This is a genomic window from Vibrio splendidus (assembly GCF_002873455.1).
Taxonomy (GTDB): Bacteria; Pseudomonadota; Gammaproteobacteria; order Enterobacterales; family Vibrionaceae; genus Vibrio; species Vibrio splendidus_J.
In genome coordinates this window covers 355,709-373,509 of record NZ_MCUN01000001.1, presented here as the reverse complement: position 1 = coordinate 373,509, position 17,801 = coordinate 355,709, and the positions used below count along the sequence as shown (strand labels likewise).

Annotated in this window: 15 protein-coding genes; 4 read left to right on the top strand and 11 right to left on the bottom strand. The window is 43.4% G+C overall.

The features are described from left to right. Positions 1–173: 173 nt before the first annotated feature. From BCU75_RS01585 to nrfB, 9 genes are all read right to left on the bottom strand, one after another. Positions 174–1,433: an imelysin family protein gene (locus BCU75_RS01585; protein ID WP_076678910.1), complete on the bottom strand. Its 1,260-nt coding sequence runs from the start codon at positions 1,431–1,433 to the stop codon at positions 174–176. A gap of 189 nt (positions 1,434–1,622) precedes the next feature. Beyond that, positions 1,623–2,219: a GTP cyclohydrolase II gene (locus BCU75_RS01580; protein ID WP_004733379.1), complete on the bottom strand. Its 597-nt coding sequence runs from the start codon at positions 2,217–2,219 to the stop codon at positions 1,623–1,625. 250 nt (positions 2,220–2,469) lie between these two features. Next, positions 2,470–2,646, bottom strand: coding sequence for a hypothetical protein (locus tag BCU75_RS24315; RefSeq protein WP_162929926.1), 177 nt, complete (start codon positions 2,644–2,646; stop codon positions 2,470–2,472). An 89-nt stretch (positions 2,647–2,735) separates the two neighbouring features. After that, on the bottom strand, positions 2,736–3,176 hold the full coding sequence (nrfF, locus tag BCU75_RS01575) for a heme lyase NrfEFG subunit NrfF (protein ID WP_102465376.1): 441 nt from the start codon (positions 3,174–3,176) through the stop codon (positions 2,736–2,738). Further along, the gene (locus BCU75_RS01570) at positions 3,173–3,727 is read right to left on the bottom strand and encodes a DsbE family thiol:disulfide interchange protein (RefSeq protein ID WP_102472753.1); all 555 of its coding nucleotides are present in this window, start codon (positions 3,725–3,727) and stop codon (positions 3,173–3,175) included. Before BCU75_RS01570 ends, nrfF begins: the two co-directional genes overlap by 4 nt. Beyond that, positions 3,708–5,630 (bottom strand): heme lyase CcmF/NrfE family subunit, encoded by a 1,923-nt coding sequence (locus BCU75_RS01565; protein WP_102472752.1) that lies wholly within the window; start codon positions 5,628–5,630, stop codon positions 3,708–3,710. Before BCU75_RS01565 ends, BCU75_RS01570 begins: the two co-directional genes overlap by 20 nt. Before the next feature lie 128 nt (positions 5,631–5,758). Then, complete coding sequence (gene nrfD, locus BCU75_RS01560; protein ID WP_102465370.1) at positions 5,759–6,733, bottom strand: cytochrome c nitrite reductase subunit NrfD; 975 nt, start codon at positions 6,731–6,733, stop codon at positions 5,759–5,761. Between the two features lie 2 nt (positions 6,734–6,735). Further along, positions 6,736–7,422: a cytochrome c nitrite reductase Fe-S protein gene (gene nrfC, locus BCU75_RS01555; RefSeq protein WP_076678915.1), complete on the bottom strand. Its 687-nt coding sequence runs from the start codon at positions 7,420–7,422 to the stop codon at positions 6,736–6,738. A 3-nt stretch (positions 7,423–7,425) separates the two neighbouring features. Then, the gene (nrfB, locus tag BCU75_RS01550; RefSeq protein WP_076678916.1) at positions 7,426–8,010 is read right to left on the bottom strand and encodes a cytochrome c nitrite reductase pentaheme subunit; all 585 of its coding nucleotides are present in this window, start codon (positions 8,008–8,010) and stop codon (positions 7,426–7,428) included. A 481-nt stretch (positions 8,011–8,491) separates the two neighbouring features. Between nrfB and nrfA the strand changes: the two genes are divergently transcribed. After that, positions 8,492–9,922: an ammonia-forming nitrite reductase cytochrome c552 subunit gene (gene nrfA, locus BCU75_RS01545; RefSeq protein ID WP_198592551.1), complete on the top strand. Its 1,431-nt coding sequence runs from the start codon at positions 8,492–8,494 to the stop codon at positions 9,920–9,922. Positions 9,923–10,048: 126 nt separating this feature from the next. Further along, on the top strand, positions 10,049–10,393 hold the full coding sequence (locus BCU75_RS01540; RefSeq protein ID WP_102472751.1) for a rhodanese-like domain-containing protein: 345 nt from the start codon (positions 10,049–10,051) through the stop codon (positions 10,391–10,393). A 51-nt stretch (positions 10,394–10,444) separates the two neighbouring features. Here the strand turns inward: BCU75_RS01540 and BCU75_RS01535 are convergent, their stop codons facing one another. Both BCU75_RS01535 and gyrA read right to left on the bottom strand, forming a co-directional pair. Next, positions 10,445–11,074, bottom strand: a complete 630-nt coding sequence (locus BCU75_RS01535; protein WP_102472750.1) for a TPR domain-containing protein — start codon at positions 11,072–11,074, stop codon at positions 10,445–10,447. Between the two features lie 260 nt (positions 11,075–11,334). Next, positions 11,335–14,007 (bottom strand): DNA topoisomerase (ATP-hydrolyzing) subunit A, encoded by a 2,673-nt coding sequence (gene gyrA / locus BCU75_RS01530; protein ID WP_102472749.1) that lies wholly within the window; start codon positions 14,005–14,007, stop codon positions 11,335–11,337. Between the two features lie 258 nt (positions 14,008–14,265). Here gyrA and ubiG point away from each other — a divergent pair, with 258 nt between their 5' ends. Both ubiG and nrdA read left to right on the top strand, forming a co-directional pair. Further along, the gene (gene ubiG / locus BCU75_RS01525) at positions 14,266–15,009 is read left to right on the top strand and encodes a bifunctional 2-polyprenyl-6-hydroxyphenol methylase/3-demethylubiquinol 3-O-methyltransferase UbiG (RefSeq protein ID WP_102472748.1); all 744 of its coding nucleotides are present in this window, start codon (positions 14,266–14,268) and stop codon (positions 15,007–15,009) included. A 508-nt stretch (positions 15,010–15,517) separates the two neighbouring features. Further along, the gene (nrdA, locus tag BCU75_RS01520; RefSeq protein WP_076678920.1) at positions 15,518–17,800 is read left to right on the top strand and encodes a class 1a ribonucleoside-diphosphate reductase subunit alpha; all 2,283 of its coding nucleotides are present in this window, start codon (positions 15,518–15,520) and stop codon (positions 17,798–17,800) included. Position 17,801: the final 1 nt, after the last annotated feature.

The following is a 17,801-nucleotide window of genomic DNA, read 5'->3' as shown; positions in this document are numbered from 1 at the left end:
ACCAATCACAGTAAGTAAGTGATCAGAAATAGCGCAGGAAAAAGGCTTGAGAACAAGGCGTAATTTTCTGATAAGTAGTTATTCTACAATCAAAAATTACAACGCAGTTATCGAGCGTTTTAACTAGCTAGGCTGACCAGTTATTTACTACGATTGGTATTAACCTCAGGTTCTTAGAACTCGTGATCAGCCGTGTCTGGGTTAAGGCTATCAATACCAATAACACCAGCAGCACGCTCAATCGCAGCGGTTTGAGACACTAGAGCAACAATTGTTTTGTTTACTAGTGCATTACCAGCAGCGTTGTCAGCAGCAATTAGCTGGTCGAAGTGCTGGTTGTTTTTTTCTGCAGAAACAACAAGTTGACCAACTTGTGCACGTGCTAGGTCAAACTGCTTTTGAATCTCTTTTGCAGCTTGCTCGTCTTTTTGTTCAACTAGGTCAAACAGGCTTGGGCCTGAAAGTAGAGAGCCATCTTCACGCTTGTACAAGCCAGTGTATACGTTGTAGATACCTTGCTCGTTGTAGTAGTGAGAGTTGTGCGTGTTATCAGAGAAACAATCGTGCTCGTCTTCAGTAGAGTTTGCTTCTAGTGCAACCTTCATACGCTCACCAGCTAGTTCACCTAGAGACAGTGAACCCATGCCGAATAACATTTTACGTAGGCCGTTTTCGCTAGAATCAGAAAGAAGCTCTTGACGGTAGTTGCCTTTCTCGCCTTCAGCCCACTGCTTTTCCATCCATTCTAGGTCTTGGATAAGAAGTTCAGCTGATGCTTTCAGGTACGCGCCACGACGGTCACAGTTGCCATTAGTACACTCTGCGCCAACAACGAAATCAGTGTAAGCACGCTCGCCTGCACCGCTGTTTGTGCCGTTTAAATCTTGGCCCCAAAGTAGGAATTCAATCGCGTGGTAGCCAGACGCTACGTTCGCTTCAGAACCGCCGATCTCATTTAGATCTGCAATTAGCTCGGGAGTAATATTGGTTGCGTCTACTGTCGTTTGACCAATTTGGAAAGTTTTGTTCGCAACGATGTTTGCGCTAGCGCCTTCGTTACCAAGCTCATATTGGTAGTCAGAAGATACGTAATCGATCAGGCCTTCATCTAGTGGCCATGCGTTCAATTGGCCTTCCCAATCATCAACAACAACGTTACCAAAGCGGAATACTTCAGACTGTTGGTAAGGTACACGAGACTCAAGCCAAGCTTGTTTTACTTGTTCAAAGTTACCAGCAGAAGGAGAAGCTAAGAAGGTATCAATAGAAGAGTTCAACGCTTTTGCTGTAATTACTGAATCTGCAAACACGGCATGAGCAATATCTGCGTAATGTTCTACAACTTGATCTTGAGTTACTGCTGCGAAAGAAGAAGCAGAGGCAAAAATGAGTGACGAAGTTACGGCTTTAGTCACTAAAGATTTAATGGTCATGAAGCATCCTTGTTGAGCTTTAAATTATTATTCGTAGTATTATTCGTAGTAATAGTGCAAACCATTATCATTTGCACTACGAATTTGAATAATACAAACTTACAATTTTATTGCAAGATAAATACAAAAAAACCTCACATTTGTGAGGTCTTTAAACATTTTTATGTTATGCGCAACAATGGAGGAGAATCAGATATCCAGGTTATGCTTACCGTGTGAGACTTTCGCTTTAAGGTAGCTTTCATTACCCGACTTAACATGAGCAGAGGTGTTCACCACTTCCTCAATCTCAATACCAAAAGATTTCAACTCATTGATTTTTTTTGGGTTGTTAGTCACTAGGCGAATTTTTGTGGTTCCCAAAGCACGAAGCATTTCTGCTGCCTCTGTAAAATCACGCAAATCATCACCAAAACCTAGGTGGTTGTTGGCTTCGTAAGTGTTCATACCTTCGCTTTGCAGTCGGTATGCATCGATTTTGTTATACAAACCAATACCACGACCTTCTTGGCGTAAGTAAAGAATCACTCCACCCGTCTCACCCATAATTCTTATGGTTTCGTCAAGCTGCTCGCCACAGTCACAGCGAGAGGAATGGAACACATCACCAGTAAGGCACTCAGAGTGCATACGAACAAGAGGTATGTCTTGTGTCTTATCGGCTGATTTAAATATCACAGCAACATGCTCTTTGTCTGTTTTCAATCCATGAAAAGACAGAAGTTCAGCATCGATACTGCTTGTTACCCCTACTTTGAAATCTATTCTGGCACGCACTTCCGCCATAGCTATACTCACTTGAAAATTCGATGTATTTAACAACACTACATTATACGTCTAGGCAATATTTTGTAGCTAACTATCTAATGATAGACACTATGAGGCTGTTAACAATTTTTTTCAAGGTCGACCATGCACTAATTGTTATATTATAACAATTATTTTTCAGGTAACAAAAAACCCCACATTGGGATGACCAACATGGGGTTATAAATTAATCAGTTGCGGCTAAAGCTACGATTTTTTTACAGAACGATCAACTTACTTGAGTTTGCTTCCAGATGATAAGTTGAACCCAAGCGTTCTCTAATTCAGTTAGCTCTTCTTGAGTAAGCGTAGAAATGCTCGACTTTGCACTGTATTTTTCTGCCCACTTGTCAGATCGGACATGAGTATGGAACTCTTTCTTTAAATTTGAGATTACGTTATCCACAGATACATCCTTATATAACAGTGCTTAGCCTTTATAATCCTTTAATGTTACAAAATACAGGTCAATTGGTAAACAGTAATACATAATTTTTATGAGCTCTTTCTAACACTTTTTACTGATAAATATATAAATAGCAGAAATAATAGGCTCGGAAGTAACCAAAGTAATAAGTTTGAAACACTCATTGTCGGTTTATAGAGCACAAATTCACCGAACCTTTCCGTCATATATTGAGTAATTTCATTATTACTCTTTCCTGCTTTTACCATATTGAATACAACGAGGCGTAAGTCTTTTGCTATCGGGGAGTTCGACTCAATCAGGTTTTGATTCTGGCATTGCGGACAACGTAGCGTTTTTGCCAACGTAATAGCGCGCTGCTGCTGTTCTGGGTTTTCAAACTCAAACAGTTCAACTTGAATACTCGTGTCCTTGTTACTGGCTGTAAACAGATCTTCTGCCAAAGTCGGAAAACTAATAACCATAAGCGTAGACAGCACAACGAGTGCTTGTATTAAAGGCTTCATCATCCATTCGCACCATCAAAATACATCGCAAGTTCTTCTTGCCACACGGATTCGTTGATCACGCCCAGTAACTTCTTAATGATTTGGCCGTCAGCGTCGACCAGATACGTTTCAGGGGTGCCGATTACACCCAACTCTAACGCTAGCTTACCTTGAGGATCACTGATCACAGTCGAGTACGGATTTCCGTCGCTCGATAACACATTGATTGCTGCCCCGGAATTATCTCGATAATTGAGCCCAACAATTGGAATACCTTTGCCGTGAAGTTTGAGCAAAAAAGCGTGCTCAGTTTTACATATGCCGCACCACGAAGCCCATACATTAACTAATTGGTAAGGATGCTGAGTGATATCAGTCAACGTGATTTCCTGTTTGCCGCTGATGTCTTCACTATTCGCTAACGCAGTAGATATGAATTCTGGAAATGCCCTTTTCTGCTCCGACACAGTCGTCGATTGTTGCTTATTATTGAGCGCAAAGGCGAACCCCAACACCACAACAAATGCCAATACAATTAACGTGATGAGTTTGTTACGAACGCTGGTATGCATACTGTGACGCCTTAACGGTTTTCTTCTTACGATGAGTCAATGAAAGTAAAGCACCGAGAATGGAGAACAACCCACCAAACCAGATCCAGCGCGCATACGCCTTGTACTGCACTCGAAACGCATAAGCGGTAGAGTCTACTTTCTCGCCCATGGTGATATACACATCACCATGCCAGAACCACTTCATAGCAGGCTCACTCATGTTCATGACACGAACTTGGTAGTGTCTTCTTTCTGGCGCGATGGAAAAGCTTTTCTCACCAGTATCTAGGTTCAGTATCGCCTTCTCTGCGGTAAAATTTGAGGCGACATAAAGCTCAGTATCGCGATGAGAAAGCGTCCAGTCCATGAATTCCACTTGTGCGCCAGGGCTTAGTTTATAGCTGCGCTCAAACGAGTGATAGCTATTCATTGCAGCACCTACGGCGAGTACCGCAACCCCGACATGAGCAAAAGTCATCACCCAGACTTTGCGTTGGAACTTGGAACTGCGCGTCACCACTAAGCCATAAACATGGGTCATTAACACCCAAAACGCGAGTCCCCAAGTAACAGCCACCATCACTTGTGCTTGCGCCTGTTCTACTTGCCAAGAATAACAAGCATAACCAAGTACCAATGACGCCACAGCTAGCGATGAAATAACACCTTTAGTCGCTTGAGGTTTGATACTCAGCAAAGGGGCTAAGCCGACGACGGCCAACGCAAGCAAAGCCAAAGGTGCAATCAACAGATTAAAGTAAGGCGCACCTACCGATATGTTCCCCAGTCCAAGTAACTCGAATACCATTGGATAAAAAGTGCCGAAAACAACCACCGCTGTCGCCAGTACAAAGATGAGTACCGCAACTAAGCTCAAAAAGCTTTTGCTGGCGAAGCTGGTAATCGGGTTAGATTCAAAAGATTCGCCTCTCACTATAAGCAGAGAGAAAGAGCTCACCAGCACCAACACCAATATAAGTAGCAGCGCGATACCTTTGGTTGGGTCAACAGCAAAAGCATGCACCGACGTTAGTACGCCAGAACGAACGATAAAGGTACCTAAGATACTCAAACAAAATGTAATGAAAGCAAGGCTGAGAGACCACTTCAGAAGCTGTTGCTTGCCCTTAGCAACGCCTAGGCTGTGCAATAAAGCTGTTGAAGTAAGCCATGGCAACAAGCTGGCATTTTCAACAGGATCCCAGAACCACCACCCGCCCCAACCCAATTCGTAATACGCCCACCAAGAGCCAAGAATGATCCCTGCGGTTAAAAAGATCCAAGCGACCAAACACCAACTCCGACAATGAGCAACCCAATCGAATTCAATGGGATCAACCAGCAAAGCGGCTACAGCAAATGCCAACACCACAGAAAAGCCAACATAACCAAGGTAAAGTAATGGAGGGTGAAAAATCAGCCCGACATCTTGCAACATTGGGTTAAGATCACGCCCTTCTAGCGGCAACGTCGAGTTCATTTCAAATGGGTTTGATGCAAATAACGTAAACCAAGCAAATATCGCGAGCAGTAGATTCATTACCCACAACACACGGCTTTGGTATTCATTCGAATAGTGTTTTTGTAAGGCGATAACGCCAGACCAGACGCTGATCGTCAGTACCCAAAATAACAAGGAACCTTCATGGCCTGCCCATACGGCTGCAAGCTTAAAAAATGAAGGTAGTTGAGTATTTGAATGTTCAGCGACATAGAGGATAGAGAAGTCATCACTGACAAAGGCATAGCCAAGCAACGCGACAGAAGTGAGAGAAAACAGTGCACCTGAAAGAGAGAAACTGCGGATTAAACCTATATTTTGCGCCCGCTTTTTTAGCATTTGATAAAACGAATGCACACCAATAATGCTACTGAGTACAGCAACCAACACTAAACTAAACAGCCCCAAAGAACCGACCATATCACCTCAATAAGGCTCCGCTAGAGCAGAGCCGATTTGAACACGCATCTCATGTTGACTAAAAGCATGTTCATTAATAAGCAGATGTTTAGTATCCAACACCTGCTCACTAATAAACTTGAGCAAAATTAAGCTATCGTTAACTGTCCTGCATACAGGACAAAAGTTCGCAGCATTAATACGCCCATTAGGCTTAGCGAAGTCACGGAGAAAATATACACCGAGCTATGGCGGATTGAGGTTGGTGTAACGGCATTTAACAGTAATGGTAGCACCATACCGACACCGATCACGCCATACCAGAACCAACTTGCCCAGAAACCACTACCAATCGCGTTCCATACTGCTTGCTCACTTTGACCACCAGCGAAGATAAGCCCAGTAAAGAAAGTAATAAGAACAAACAGCTCAAACATCACAACCGGACGTTCAAATCCATGTATCCAAGAAATACTCGGACTGTGTGGCGACTCTTTGAAGACCAATACACCAAACAAAATACACGCAGCCGCGCCCGAAGATAGACTCGAAAACAAGAATAGAATCGGCAAAACTGGGTTATTCAATAATGGGAAGGTATTTAAAGCTGAAAGCAAAAAGCCCGTATATGCAGCAAGCATCAATGCGAGAACCGCTAAGAATATTTCCAGAGCATTCTCAAACACCTCTAACTTACCTATCCATTTTCCAACAAAGTCGAGGCGCCCTTTCAACCATGCTTGGTCGTTCAAGAACACGACAATTTGATCTCGGAAAATAATACCGATCCAAAGGAACAAGATCACCATATACACTTGGAATAAGATCACACCCATCGACATCACAGACGTTGGGTTATAAAAGATCATGATCTTCCAAAATGACAAAGGCTTAGTTAGATGGAAAACTAAGATCAACAGACCTGCAATGATCCCAAACGGAGCAAGAAAAGCCGTAGCCTTTAATACACCATTATGAGCCGGATCACCTTCAATAACCTTGCGCTTAAGATAAATGGAGATCATTACGGCACCCGCCGACATCCCCGCGAGAAATAGATAGATTGCAATAATCCAGTCCCATACCACCGTACCAGACTGAAAAGCTGTATCCCATGCACTCATAATCAAATCTCCCCTTTTTGGTGTGGCACTTTATAGAGTTTTGGTTGAGTGCCCAGATAGGCTTTATCTCTGTAAACCACCTCAGATTGAAGTACTTGGTTTATCTCACTCTTAGGGTCATTCAAGTCGCCGAATATCAGCGCTTTGGTTGGGCAAGATTCTACACAAGCAGGCAACTTCCCTTGTGCTAGATTGGTATCACGACAGAAGTTACATTTATCGGCTGATTTGTTCTCTGGATGGAAAAAGCGCACTTGATATGGGCACGCTAACAAACAGTAACCACAACCGACACACTTATCTTTGTGGACATCAACAATGCCCGTTTTTTCATCTTTGTAGGCAGCACCTGTTGGGCAAACCATGACACATGGAGCGTTATCACAATGTTGGCAAGAGTTACGAGTAAAACGGTAATCAACATTTGGATATTCGCCTTGGGGTTCGCTCTTAATAATTTCTAAGCGCGACACGCCTTCAGGTACTTTGTTCACTTCACGGCATGCTTCTGTACAAGCAGTACAACCAATACACGCGGTTTCGTCATGAATCATTCCATAACGTTTAGCACCATCTTCTTGGACATTGGCTAATGTTTTACGACTTGTTACCGCCGCCGTTCCTGCAACGCCAGTAGTAAAGATAACGGCACCCGCGCCCGCTAAAAAGTTTCTTCTTGAGCAGCTCATAGATTACTCCCCTTCTTTCTTCTGGTTGAAGTCTGAATGGCAATCCACACACAGCTTAATGGTTTGCTTTTTATCTAAGCCCAACACCTTCGCTTCAGTCGCATGAACATCATGGCAGTTTGAACACGTTAAGTTTTGCGCGTGAACATCGTGGGTCCAACTCGCTTCACGCAGATCATCAGGCTTGTGACAATCGATACATTGACTATTGGCATCTAAAATTAAGCTAGGGTCTAGGAAAACCTTTTCGGTTCCCGGTTGTGATTGAGCCTCACGATACTTCACCACTTCAGGTGCACCTTCACGGTGATCGGGGCTAATAGAACTATGACAGTCGGTACAATTTACTTCGCGGCCAAGCAAAGCGTGTGCACTTTCACCATGTGAACCCAATACCGTTTCTTTTGAATCTTTATGGCATTGAACACACTTGTAGTCTTTGTCACGGAATAATTCGACTTCATGTCTTGTTGATTCTCCTACTGGCGTAACAGCAGGCTCAGCAACAGCATGAATGGAATAACCATAGAGGCAGAATGCTAGAAGGGATTTAAGCATTATGACTATGGCCAATTTAATATTGCCCATTTTATCCTTTCCTTATACCGGAATTATTTAACTCTCAACTAAACAATATTCCGGTTAAACAAAAGTACCCTTAAACGATATTATTACCGTTTAAATGATATCAATTCTTATTTTGGATAAGCCACAACGCTTTCTATAATTAGAATATACCTCTAATTAGGTAATACGAAATTTGAATGGGTTAATCTGTGAACGCAATCACCCTATTTATACCATGGTCAATTTAGGTAATTGATTGTTATATATGATAATAATTCTCAATTGAATTTTAATAACCCTACCCACCAATACCCCTTTAGGGGTATATAAACTTCAACGTGATTGAGGTCACTACCATTAATTGATCTAAGACAAGCTATATCCAACACGTAACAAAATGTGTTTGTTTATGAATTAATATAAACAGGAATTCTCCAGTTCTTAATTTGAATAGCAAACTCACAACGCTTGGTATAAGAATCAGTATATTGGAGATATCACTGTGAAAAAGCATTGGATACGTAATTCGGTCACAGCACTATTAATGGTTAGCGCATCACTAGCAAGCGCGACCAGTTTTGCTGCGTCTGAACAAAAAGAAATTGGCGACCCTCGTAACGACCAGTTCGAGCAAAACCACCCAGATCAATATCATTCATGGAGACAGACTTCAGAAAGCGAAGTTATTGAAGACGCACTAAAAGAAGATCCGAACATGGTCATCATGTGGGCTGGCTACGGCTTCGCAAAAGACTACAACAAAGCACGCGGCCACTTTTATGCCATTGACGATGTAAGACAAACACTTCGTACTGGTGGCCCAACGGACGAAAACTCAGGCCCGATGCCTATGGCATGTTGGAGCTGTAAAAGCCCTGATGTCGCTCGTACTATAGAAGAACGTGGTGAAGATGGTTACTTTGAAGGCAAATGGGCACGTTTAGGTAATGAAATTATTAACCCTATCGGTTGTTCTGATTGTCACGATACCAAAAGTGAAGGGTTCAAAAATGGCGAACCGGCACTTAAAGTTACTCGCCCATACGTTGAACGTGCATTTGAAACAATTGGTAAAAAGTTTGATGAGCAAAGCCGTTTAGATCAACAAGCTTCTGTTTGTGCTCAGTGTCACGTGGAATACTACTTCACAGGGCCAACCAAAGGTGTGAAATTCCCTTGGGACCAAGGTACAACCGTTGGCGACATGGAACGTTACTATGATGCAATCAACTTTAAAGATTGGACGCATAAAGTATCGAAAGCACCAATGTTGAAAGCACAGCACCCAGGTTTCGAAACATGGCGCGAAGGCATCCACGGTAAGAACAAAGTCGTTTGTGCTGACTGTCATATGCCGAAAGTGACCAAAGAAGATGGCACCGTTTATACCGACCATAAAGTGGGTAACCCATTCGACCGCTTCGAAGATACGTGTGCAAACTGTCACACTCAAACTAAAGAAACCATGCGTAACATCGTTTCAAGCCGTAAAGCACAAGTGCTGAACATGAAGCTGACTGCTGAGAAACAAATCGTTGCTGCTCACTTTGAAGCAGGCGCAGCATGGGAAGCGGGTGCGACAGAGCAAGAGATGGAACCTATCCTACTGGATATCCGTCACGCTCAATGGCGTTGGGACTACGCTATCGCGTCTCACGGTATTCACATGCACGCACCTGAAATCGCTCTAGAAGTGCTAGGTACTGCTGTTGACCGCGCCGCGGATGCTCGTACTAAGATTGTTCGTCTACTGGCGAAGAAAGGCATCACCGATCCAATCGAGATTCCAGATATCTCGACAAAAGAAGCGGCTCAAAAAGCGCTTGGAATGGACATGGATAAGATGAACGCTGAGAAACAACACTTCTTAGACACGGTTGTTCCTAAATGGGAAGAGCAAGCTGAAAAGCGTGAAGCCAACTACGAATACTAGTTTCTTCAATTAGACCATTAAGTAAAAACCAGTCACACTATTGTTGTGTGGCTGGTTTTTTAGGTTTTGGGGGAATACACATCACTATCGATACCCAGATCCACTCGCCAATTAAAGGATTAAACAATGAAAATCTTACTTTCGCTTACGGCATTATATATTGCACTACTCAGTTCAAGCGTTCATGCCTCTGAGCGTGCTGAGACAGGGTGGGAGTTAATAGAGAAAGGCGCATTAGTCGTTGATGTCAGAACACCTGCAGAGTTCGAACAAGGGCATCTAGACAACGCCATCAACTACCCTCTTTCTGAAGTGGCTACTCACTTTGCTAAGATAGATAAAGACCAACCCATCGTGTTGTATTGCCGCAGTGGCAATCGTTCAGGGCAAGCTTATCAATTCTTGCGCGCTCAAGGGTTTACTCAAATCCATAACGCAGGTGGCTTAATCGAAATGCAGGAAAACCAATAGTCTTAGAGATGAGCTCTTAAGTAAGATCGCCTCTTTAGCAATTAGCCAGGCTTAACGGATCATCTGTTTGGCTTGGTTGATCGAATGGATTATAGAGACACGATCAATGCCCTTCTGATTGGAATCTAAGATTTGAGTCCACGCATCGATCGCTTGTTGATAGCGCATGCTGATGAAGTGATCGGTCGCAATCAACATCAATGCCGTACGATCATTGGGATCAAGCTGCATTGAGTGCTCCAACAACGCATTAACATTATCACTCATGGCTTGAGAACTAAGATAATAAAGTGCAGTTGCTTTGGCAGCATAGAGGCCAGAAGGTGCTTGAGGGTCTAAGCGAATAGCATAATCATAGCAGGTAAACGCTGCATCAAACTCCGCTTTCTGCATGTACACGCCACCAAGCTTAAACCACAAGTCAGATTGATTCGGGTCTTGCTCAAGGCTCTGCTGAAGCTCATCTTCGAAATCTGTTGCCGTGTAGTTATTGTTATCATCCAAAGGCAGTTGAGGTAACTCTTGTTTCAATTGAGACCAGACAAGCACGCTTAAAGCCACAGCAGTAAATGAAATCATCACATTGCCTTTTAGATGACTGCCATTGTTGTTCGCGGCAATAACGATCACAATCAAAAACAGGCTCATTAGTATCAACGCAACCAACAACCAGATATCCATTCCACATCCCTTTTATTTAGATCTATCCCTACTCTATCGTTTTCGCCCTGCCTCGTTATTGATCAAAGTTTAGCGTTCGAGATTTAGTGCTCAAACTTTCGCATAAAGCGACGGGTTAAGGTTGGTGCTGAGACCTAAGCCATAAGCCATAAACCAAATGAGAAGAGAAGAGAAAAAGAGTGAAATGACAGGCAATAAAAAACCGAGCACTTAGGCTCGGTTTTTTCATTGGTAAGCTTAATTACTTAACGTAATCGAGATTACTCAGTGTCTTGCTCGCTATCACTTTCAGAGTCAGAAGCATCTGATGCTTGCTCTTCACTTGATTCAGAAACAACAGCCGTTTCAGCATTTACTGCGTCAGCATTTGCTTCTTCAGTTTCTTCGCCTTCAACAATCTCCGCTTCTTCTACTTCGTCGATACGTTGTAGACCTACAACATTCTCGTCTTCAGCAGTACGAATCAGTGTTACACCTTGAGTGTTACGACCAACCTGGCTTACTTCCGCTACGCGAGTACGTACTAGTGTACCTGCGTCGGTGATCATCATCATTTCATCGCCTTCTTCAACCTGAACAGCACCAACTACTGGGCCATTACGATCAGAGACTTTGATAGATACTACACCTTGCGTTGCACGGCCTTTCGTTGGGTATTCAGCTAGCTCAGTACGCTTACCGTAACCGTTTTGAGTCACAGTTAGGATATCGCCTTCGTTTGAAGGAACAATCAGTGAAACCACTTGATCGTCTTCTGAAAGCTTCATACCACGAACACCAGAGGCAGTACGACCCATTGGACGTACTTTGTCCTCGTTAAAGCGAACAACTTTGCCCGACTTCGAGAACAGCATGATGTCGCTATTACCGTCAGTAATATCAACGCCAATCAGTGAATCATCGTCACGTAGGTTAACTGCGATTAGGCCGTTAGCACGTACGTTTGCGAATTGATCCAGTGATGTCTTCTTAACGGTACCGTCGCCTGTTGCCATGAAGATGAATTTCTCGTTAGAGAACTCAGAAACAGGCAGGATAGCCGTAATACGCTCACCTTCTTCTAGAGGAAGAATGTTAACGATAGGCTTACCACGAGCGGTGCGGCTTGCTTGAGGCAGTTGGTAAACTTTCAAGCGGTACGTTTTACCACGAGTAGAGAAACATAAGATGTTATCGTGAGTATTAGCAACAAGCAGACGCTCAATGTAATCCTCATCTTTCATCTTAGTTGCACTCTTACCTTTACCACCACGACGCTGAGCTTCGTAGTCGCTTAGGATTTGGTACTTAACGTAACCTGCGTTAGAAAGCGTTACTACAACGTCTTCTTGAGCAATTAGCTCTTCCATGTCGATGTCATGAACCGCTGCTGTGATTTCTGTACGACGCTCGTCGCCATAGATATCACGTACCGCTTCAAGTTCTTCACGGATCACTTCCATCAAACGCTCAGTGCTTGCAAGAATATGCATTAGCTCAGCGATCTCTTCTAGAAGTGCTTTGTATTCGTCTAGAATCTTCTCGTGCTCAAGGCCAGTTAGGCGGTGAAGACGAAGTTCTAGAATAGCTTGCGCTTGAGTTTCCGTTAGGAAGTATTGACCATCACGGATACCGTATTGGTCTTCAAGCCAATCTGGACGAGCTGCATCAGTACCGGCACGTTCAAGCATTGATGCAACGTTACCAAGATCCCAACCACGAGACACTAGACCAACTTTAGCTTCTGCTGGTGTTGGTGCGTTCTTGATCAGTTCAATGATTTCATCAATGTTTGCAAGCGCTAAAGATAGAGCTTCCAAGATATGTGCACGATCGCGCGCTTTCTTCAATTCGAAGATAGTACGACGTGTCACAACTTCACGACGGTGATCAACAAAACACTTCAACATATCTTTAATGTTGAAAAGTTGTGGCTGGCCGTTGTTCAGAGCAACCATGTTGATGCCGAAAGTTGTTTGCAGTTGAGTTTGTGAGTAAAGGTTGTTTAGTACAACTTCACCGACAGCGTCACGCTTACATTCAATAACAATACGCATACCATCTTTATCAGATTCGTCACGCAGTGCACTGATGCCTTCAACTTTCTTGTCTTTTACAAGTTCTGCAATCTTCTCGATCAGACGAGCTTTGTTCACTTGATATGGAATTTCAGTAACGATAATTGTTTCTTTACCGTTCTTTTCCATTTCAATGTTCGCGCGCGAGCGCATGTAAACTTTGCCACGACCAGTCTTATATGCATCAACAATGCCCTTACGGCCACTGATTAATGCTGCTGTCGGGAAGTCTGGACCAGGGATGTAGTCCATTAGCTCATCAATAGTGATGTCTTCATTATTGATAAAAGCTAAACAGCCATCAACAACTTCGCCAAGGTTATGTGGCGGGATGTTGGTAGCCATACCTACTGCGATACCAGAAGCACCGTTAACCAATAGGTTTGGTATTTTTGTTGGTAAAACTGCTGGTATTTGCTCGGTTCCATCATAGTTAGGAACGAAGTCAACCGTATCTTTATCAAGATCCGTTAATAGCTCACCAGCTATTTTTGACATACGAACTTCGGTATAACGCATTGCCGCAGCTGAATCGCCGTCAACCGAACCAAAGTTACCTTGGCCATCGACTAACATATAGCGTAGTGAAAACGGCTGAGCCATACGAACAATTGACTCGTATACCGCACTATCACCGTGTGGGTGATATTTACCGATTACATCGCCTACTACACGAGCAGACTTTTTATATGCTTTGTTCCAATCATTACCTAGTACATTCATCGCGAACAAAACGCGGCGGTGTACTGGTTTTAGGCCATCACGCACATCTGGAAGGGCACGACCAACGATGACGGACATCGCGTAGTCTAGGTATGAACCTCTAAGCTCATCTTCAATATTTACGGGCGTGATCTCTTTCGCTAGATCGCTCATAGAGCCATTTTCCCTCTATAGTCAGATCGTATTTTTGAATACGTATAAGACCGAAAAATATAACACAAATTTACCTACGGAGGCATCACTTTCCCTCTCCTTTTACCATCTTGTGACCCTTGTAGCCAATCTATTGATGAGAAATTGCACCTCAGCGTCATATCTTGCTGAAACATGGTCACTTTACACCCAATAAACTAGCAAAATTGTAGATCTTCTGGTCAGCAGGAAAAGGCAAGTTATAATGCCTGCAATTTCATGGATGCATTATTTAACTTGGAAATGCCGATTATGACTAAATCACAAAACGTAGACCCAGCAGAAATCAAAAAATTCGAAGACATGGCGTCGCGCTGGTGGGATCTAGAAGGCGAGTTTAAGCCACTACATCAAATCAATCCGCTGCGCTTAAATTACGTGCTAGAGAAAACCGAAGGCCTTTTTGGCAAGAAAGTTCTCGATGTCGGCTGCGGCGGCGGTATTCTGGCTGAAAGCATGGCTGTAGAGGGTGCGAGAGTCACAGGCCTAGATATGGGTAAAGAACCACTAGAAGTCGCTCGCCTACACGCATTAGAAACCGGCACCAAGCTCGATTACATCCAAAGCACCATTGAAGACCATGCCGAGCAAAACCCGCAATCTTATGATGTGGTGACTTGCATGGAAATGCTAGAGCACGTTCCTGACCCACAATCGGTTATCTCGGCTTGTTCAAAGTTAGTTAAACCGGGTGGCCATGTGTTCTTCTCGACATTGAACCGTAACTTTAAGTCTTACCTTTTCGCTATTGTTGGTGCAGAGAAGCTACTTAAGATTGTGCCAGAAGGTACTCACGACCACGAAAAGTTCATTCGACCAGCTGAACTCATCAAGATGATTGACAATACGCCTCTGCAAGAATTAGGCATTACTGGGCTGCATTACAACCCACTAACAGATACGTATCGTTTAGGGTCGAATGTCGATGTGAATTACATCGTCCACACTCAAAACTTAGGCTAAAAGATATCGGTAGCCCCACCGTAAAATATTTTGTAAAAATGACGAATGAAAAGAGTTGCAATTAACATAAGTTTGCGACTTTTTTCAGTCTAAATTTCGTGCGCTAGCTTCCATTTTGAGCACCTCGTTTTAAATTTAATCACCCAAAATCCATCGCCTGTTTTGCTCAAAGATCAAGGGATTTTTTTTTATGAGCGTGCAAAAATAAAGCATCATTAAAAGCCGACTTTTATACAATCAAGTCACATCTATCTTCATCAGTTAGTGGTCACTTACAGTTTTTTTTCAATTCACCACTTATCCACAAGTACTCCCATTTCTTTACCTTGAAAAATATCAGTTGTAGCACTATCTTGTAACCCAACAAACAAATAACCCCTACATGTAGTGTTTGAGCTACAATATATGGGTAGACCAAGATCACAAAGCCGAAACGTAATTTACAAAAATTACACAGAAACACACAAAAACACGGCCTTGTTCAGTTTTGTTAGGGAAATTAAGCAGAATGAACCAACAACTTACTGTTACTAAGCGTAACGGACGTAAAGAAACCATCGATTTAGAGAAAATCCATCGCGTGATTACATGGGCAGCTGAAGGCTTGCACAATGTTTCTGTATCACAAGTAGAATTGAAAGCTCACATTCAGTTTTACGATGGCATCACCACGACTGACATTCATGAGACAATCATCAAGTCAGCAGCGGATTTAATCTCTGAAGAGACTCCTGATTACCAATATCTAGCAGCACGTCTGTCTGTCTTCCACCTACGTAAAAAAGCGTACGGTGAATACGAGCCGCCTGCACTTTATGACCACGTTGCAAAACTGGTTGATATGGGTAAATACGATAGCCACCTAATGGAAGACTACACGAAAGCTGAATTCGAAGAGCTTGACGCGTACATCGACCACAAGCGTGACTTAAACTTTTCTTACGCGGCGGTTAAGCAGCTTGAAGGTAAATACTTCGTACAGAACCGTGTAACAAAAGAAATCTATGAGAGTGCTCAGTTCCTTTACATTTTAGTTGCTGCGTGTTTATTCGGTAAATACCCGAAATCGACTCGTCTTGACTACATCAAACGTTTTTACGACGCCTCGTCTACGTTTAAGATTTCTCTACCTACACCAATTATGTCTGGTGTACGTACGCCTACTCGTCAATTCAGTTCATGTGTACTGATTGAGTGTGGTGACAGCCTTGATTCAATCAACGCAACAGCAAGCTCAATTGTTCGTTACGTATCTCAACGTGCTGGTATTGGTATCAACGCAGGTCGTATTCGTGCGCTTGGTTCTGAAATCCGTAATGGCGAAGCGTTCCATACTGGCTGTATCCCTTTCTACAAATACTTCCAAACAGCTGTTAAATGTTGTTCTCAAGGTGGTGTTCGTGGCGGTGCAGCAACGGTGTTCTACCCACTATGGCACGGTGAAGTTCAGTCTCTATTAGTACTGAAAAACAACCGCGGCGTTGAAGAGAACCGTGTTCGTCACATGGATTACGGCGTACAGCTGAATAAGCTTATGTACTCTCGTCTTGTTCAAGGTGGCAACATCAGCTTGTTCTCACCTTCTGACGTACCTGGCCTTTACGACGCGTTCTTCGAAAACCAAGAGCGTTTTGAAGCACTTTACGTGAAGTACGAAAACGATCCTTCAGTGAAGCGTGAGACTGTTAAAGCCGTTGAGCTTTTCTCTCTGCTAATGCAAGAGCGTGCTTCTACTGGTCGTATCTACATTCAGAACGTTGACCACTGTAATACACACAGCCCGTTTGATTCTGAAGTAGCACCTGTTCGTCAATCGAACCTATGTCTAGAGATCGCACTACCAACTAAGCCGCTTTCTAACGTAGAAGATGACGAAGGTGAGATTGCACTATGCACACTGTCTGCGTTCAACCTAGGCGCAATCAACGAGCTAGACGACTTAGCTGAACTTTCTGAACTGGTTGTTCGTGCACTTGATGCACTACTTGATTACCAAGACTACCCGCTTCCAGCAGCTCGTAAGTCGACAATGAACCGTCGTACTCTAGGTGTAGGTGTAATCAACTACGCATACTACCTAGCGAAGAATGGTGTTAAGTACTCTGATGGCAGTGCAAATGCCCTGACTCACCGTACTTTTGAAGCAATTCAATACCACTTGCTAAAAGCGTCTGTTGACCTAGCGAAAGAGCAAGGTCGTTGCCCATCTTTCCACGAGACCAACTACGCGAAAGGCCTACTGCCAATCGATACTTACAAAAAAGATATCGACTTAGTATGTGAAGAGCCACTGCACTATGATTGGGACACGCTACGTGAAGAGATCATGGAGCACGGTCTTCGCAACTCTACACTGACAGCGCTTATGCCTTCTGAGACTTCGTCTCAAATCTCGAACGCGACTAATGGTATCGAGCCACCACGTGGTTATGTATCAGTTAAAGCGTCGAAAGACGGCATCCTGAAGCAGGTTGTTCCTGATTTCCTAAATCTTAAAGAGAACTACGAGCTACTTTGGAACATTGGCACTAACGATGGTTACCTGCACTTAGTAGGTATCATGCAAAAATTCGTTGACCAAGCTATCTCTGCAAACACTAACTATGATCCAAGTGTTTACGACAGCGGTAAAGTACCAATGAAGCAACTGCTTAAAGACTTGCTAACAGCGTACAAGTACGGTGTTAAGACACTTTACTACCATAACACGCGTGATGGTGCTAAAGACGACCAAGGCGATGCAGTTCAAGTACCGGAAGAAGATTGTGAAGGCGGCGGTTGTAAGATCTAAA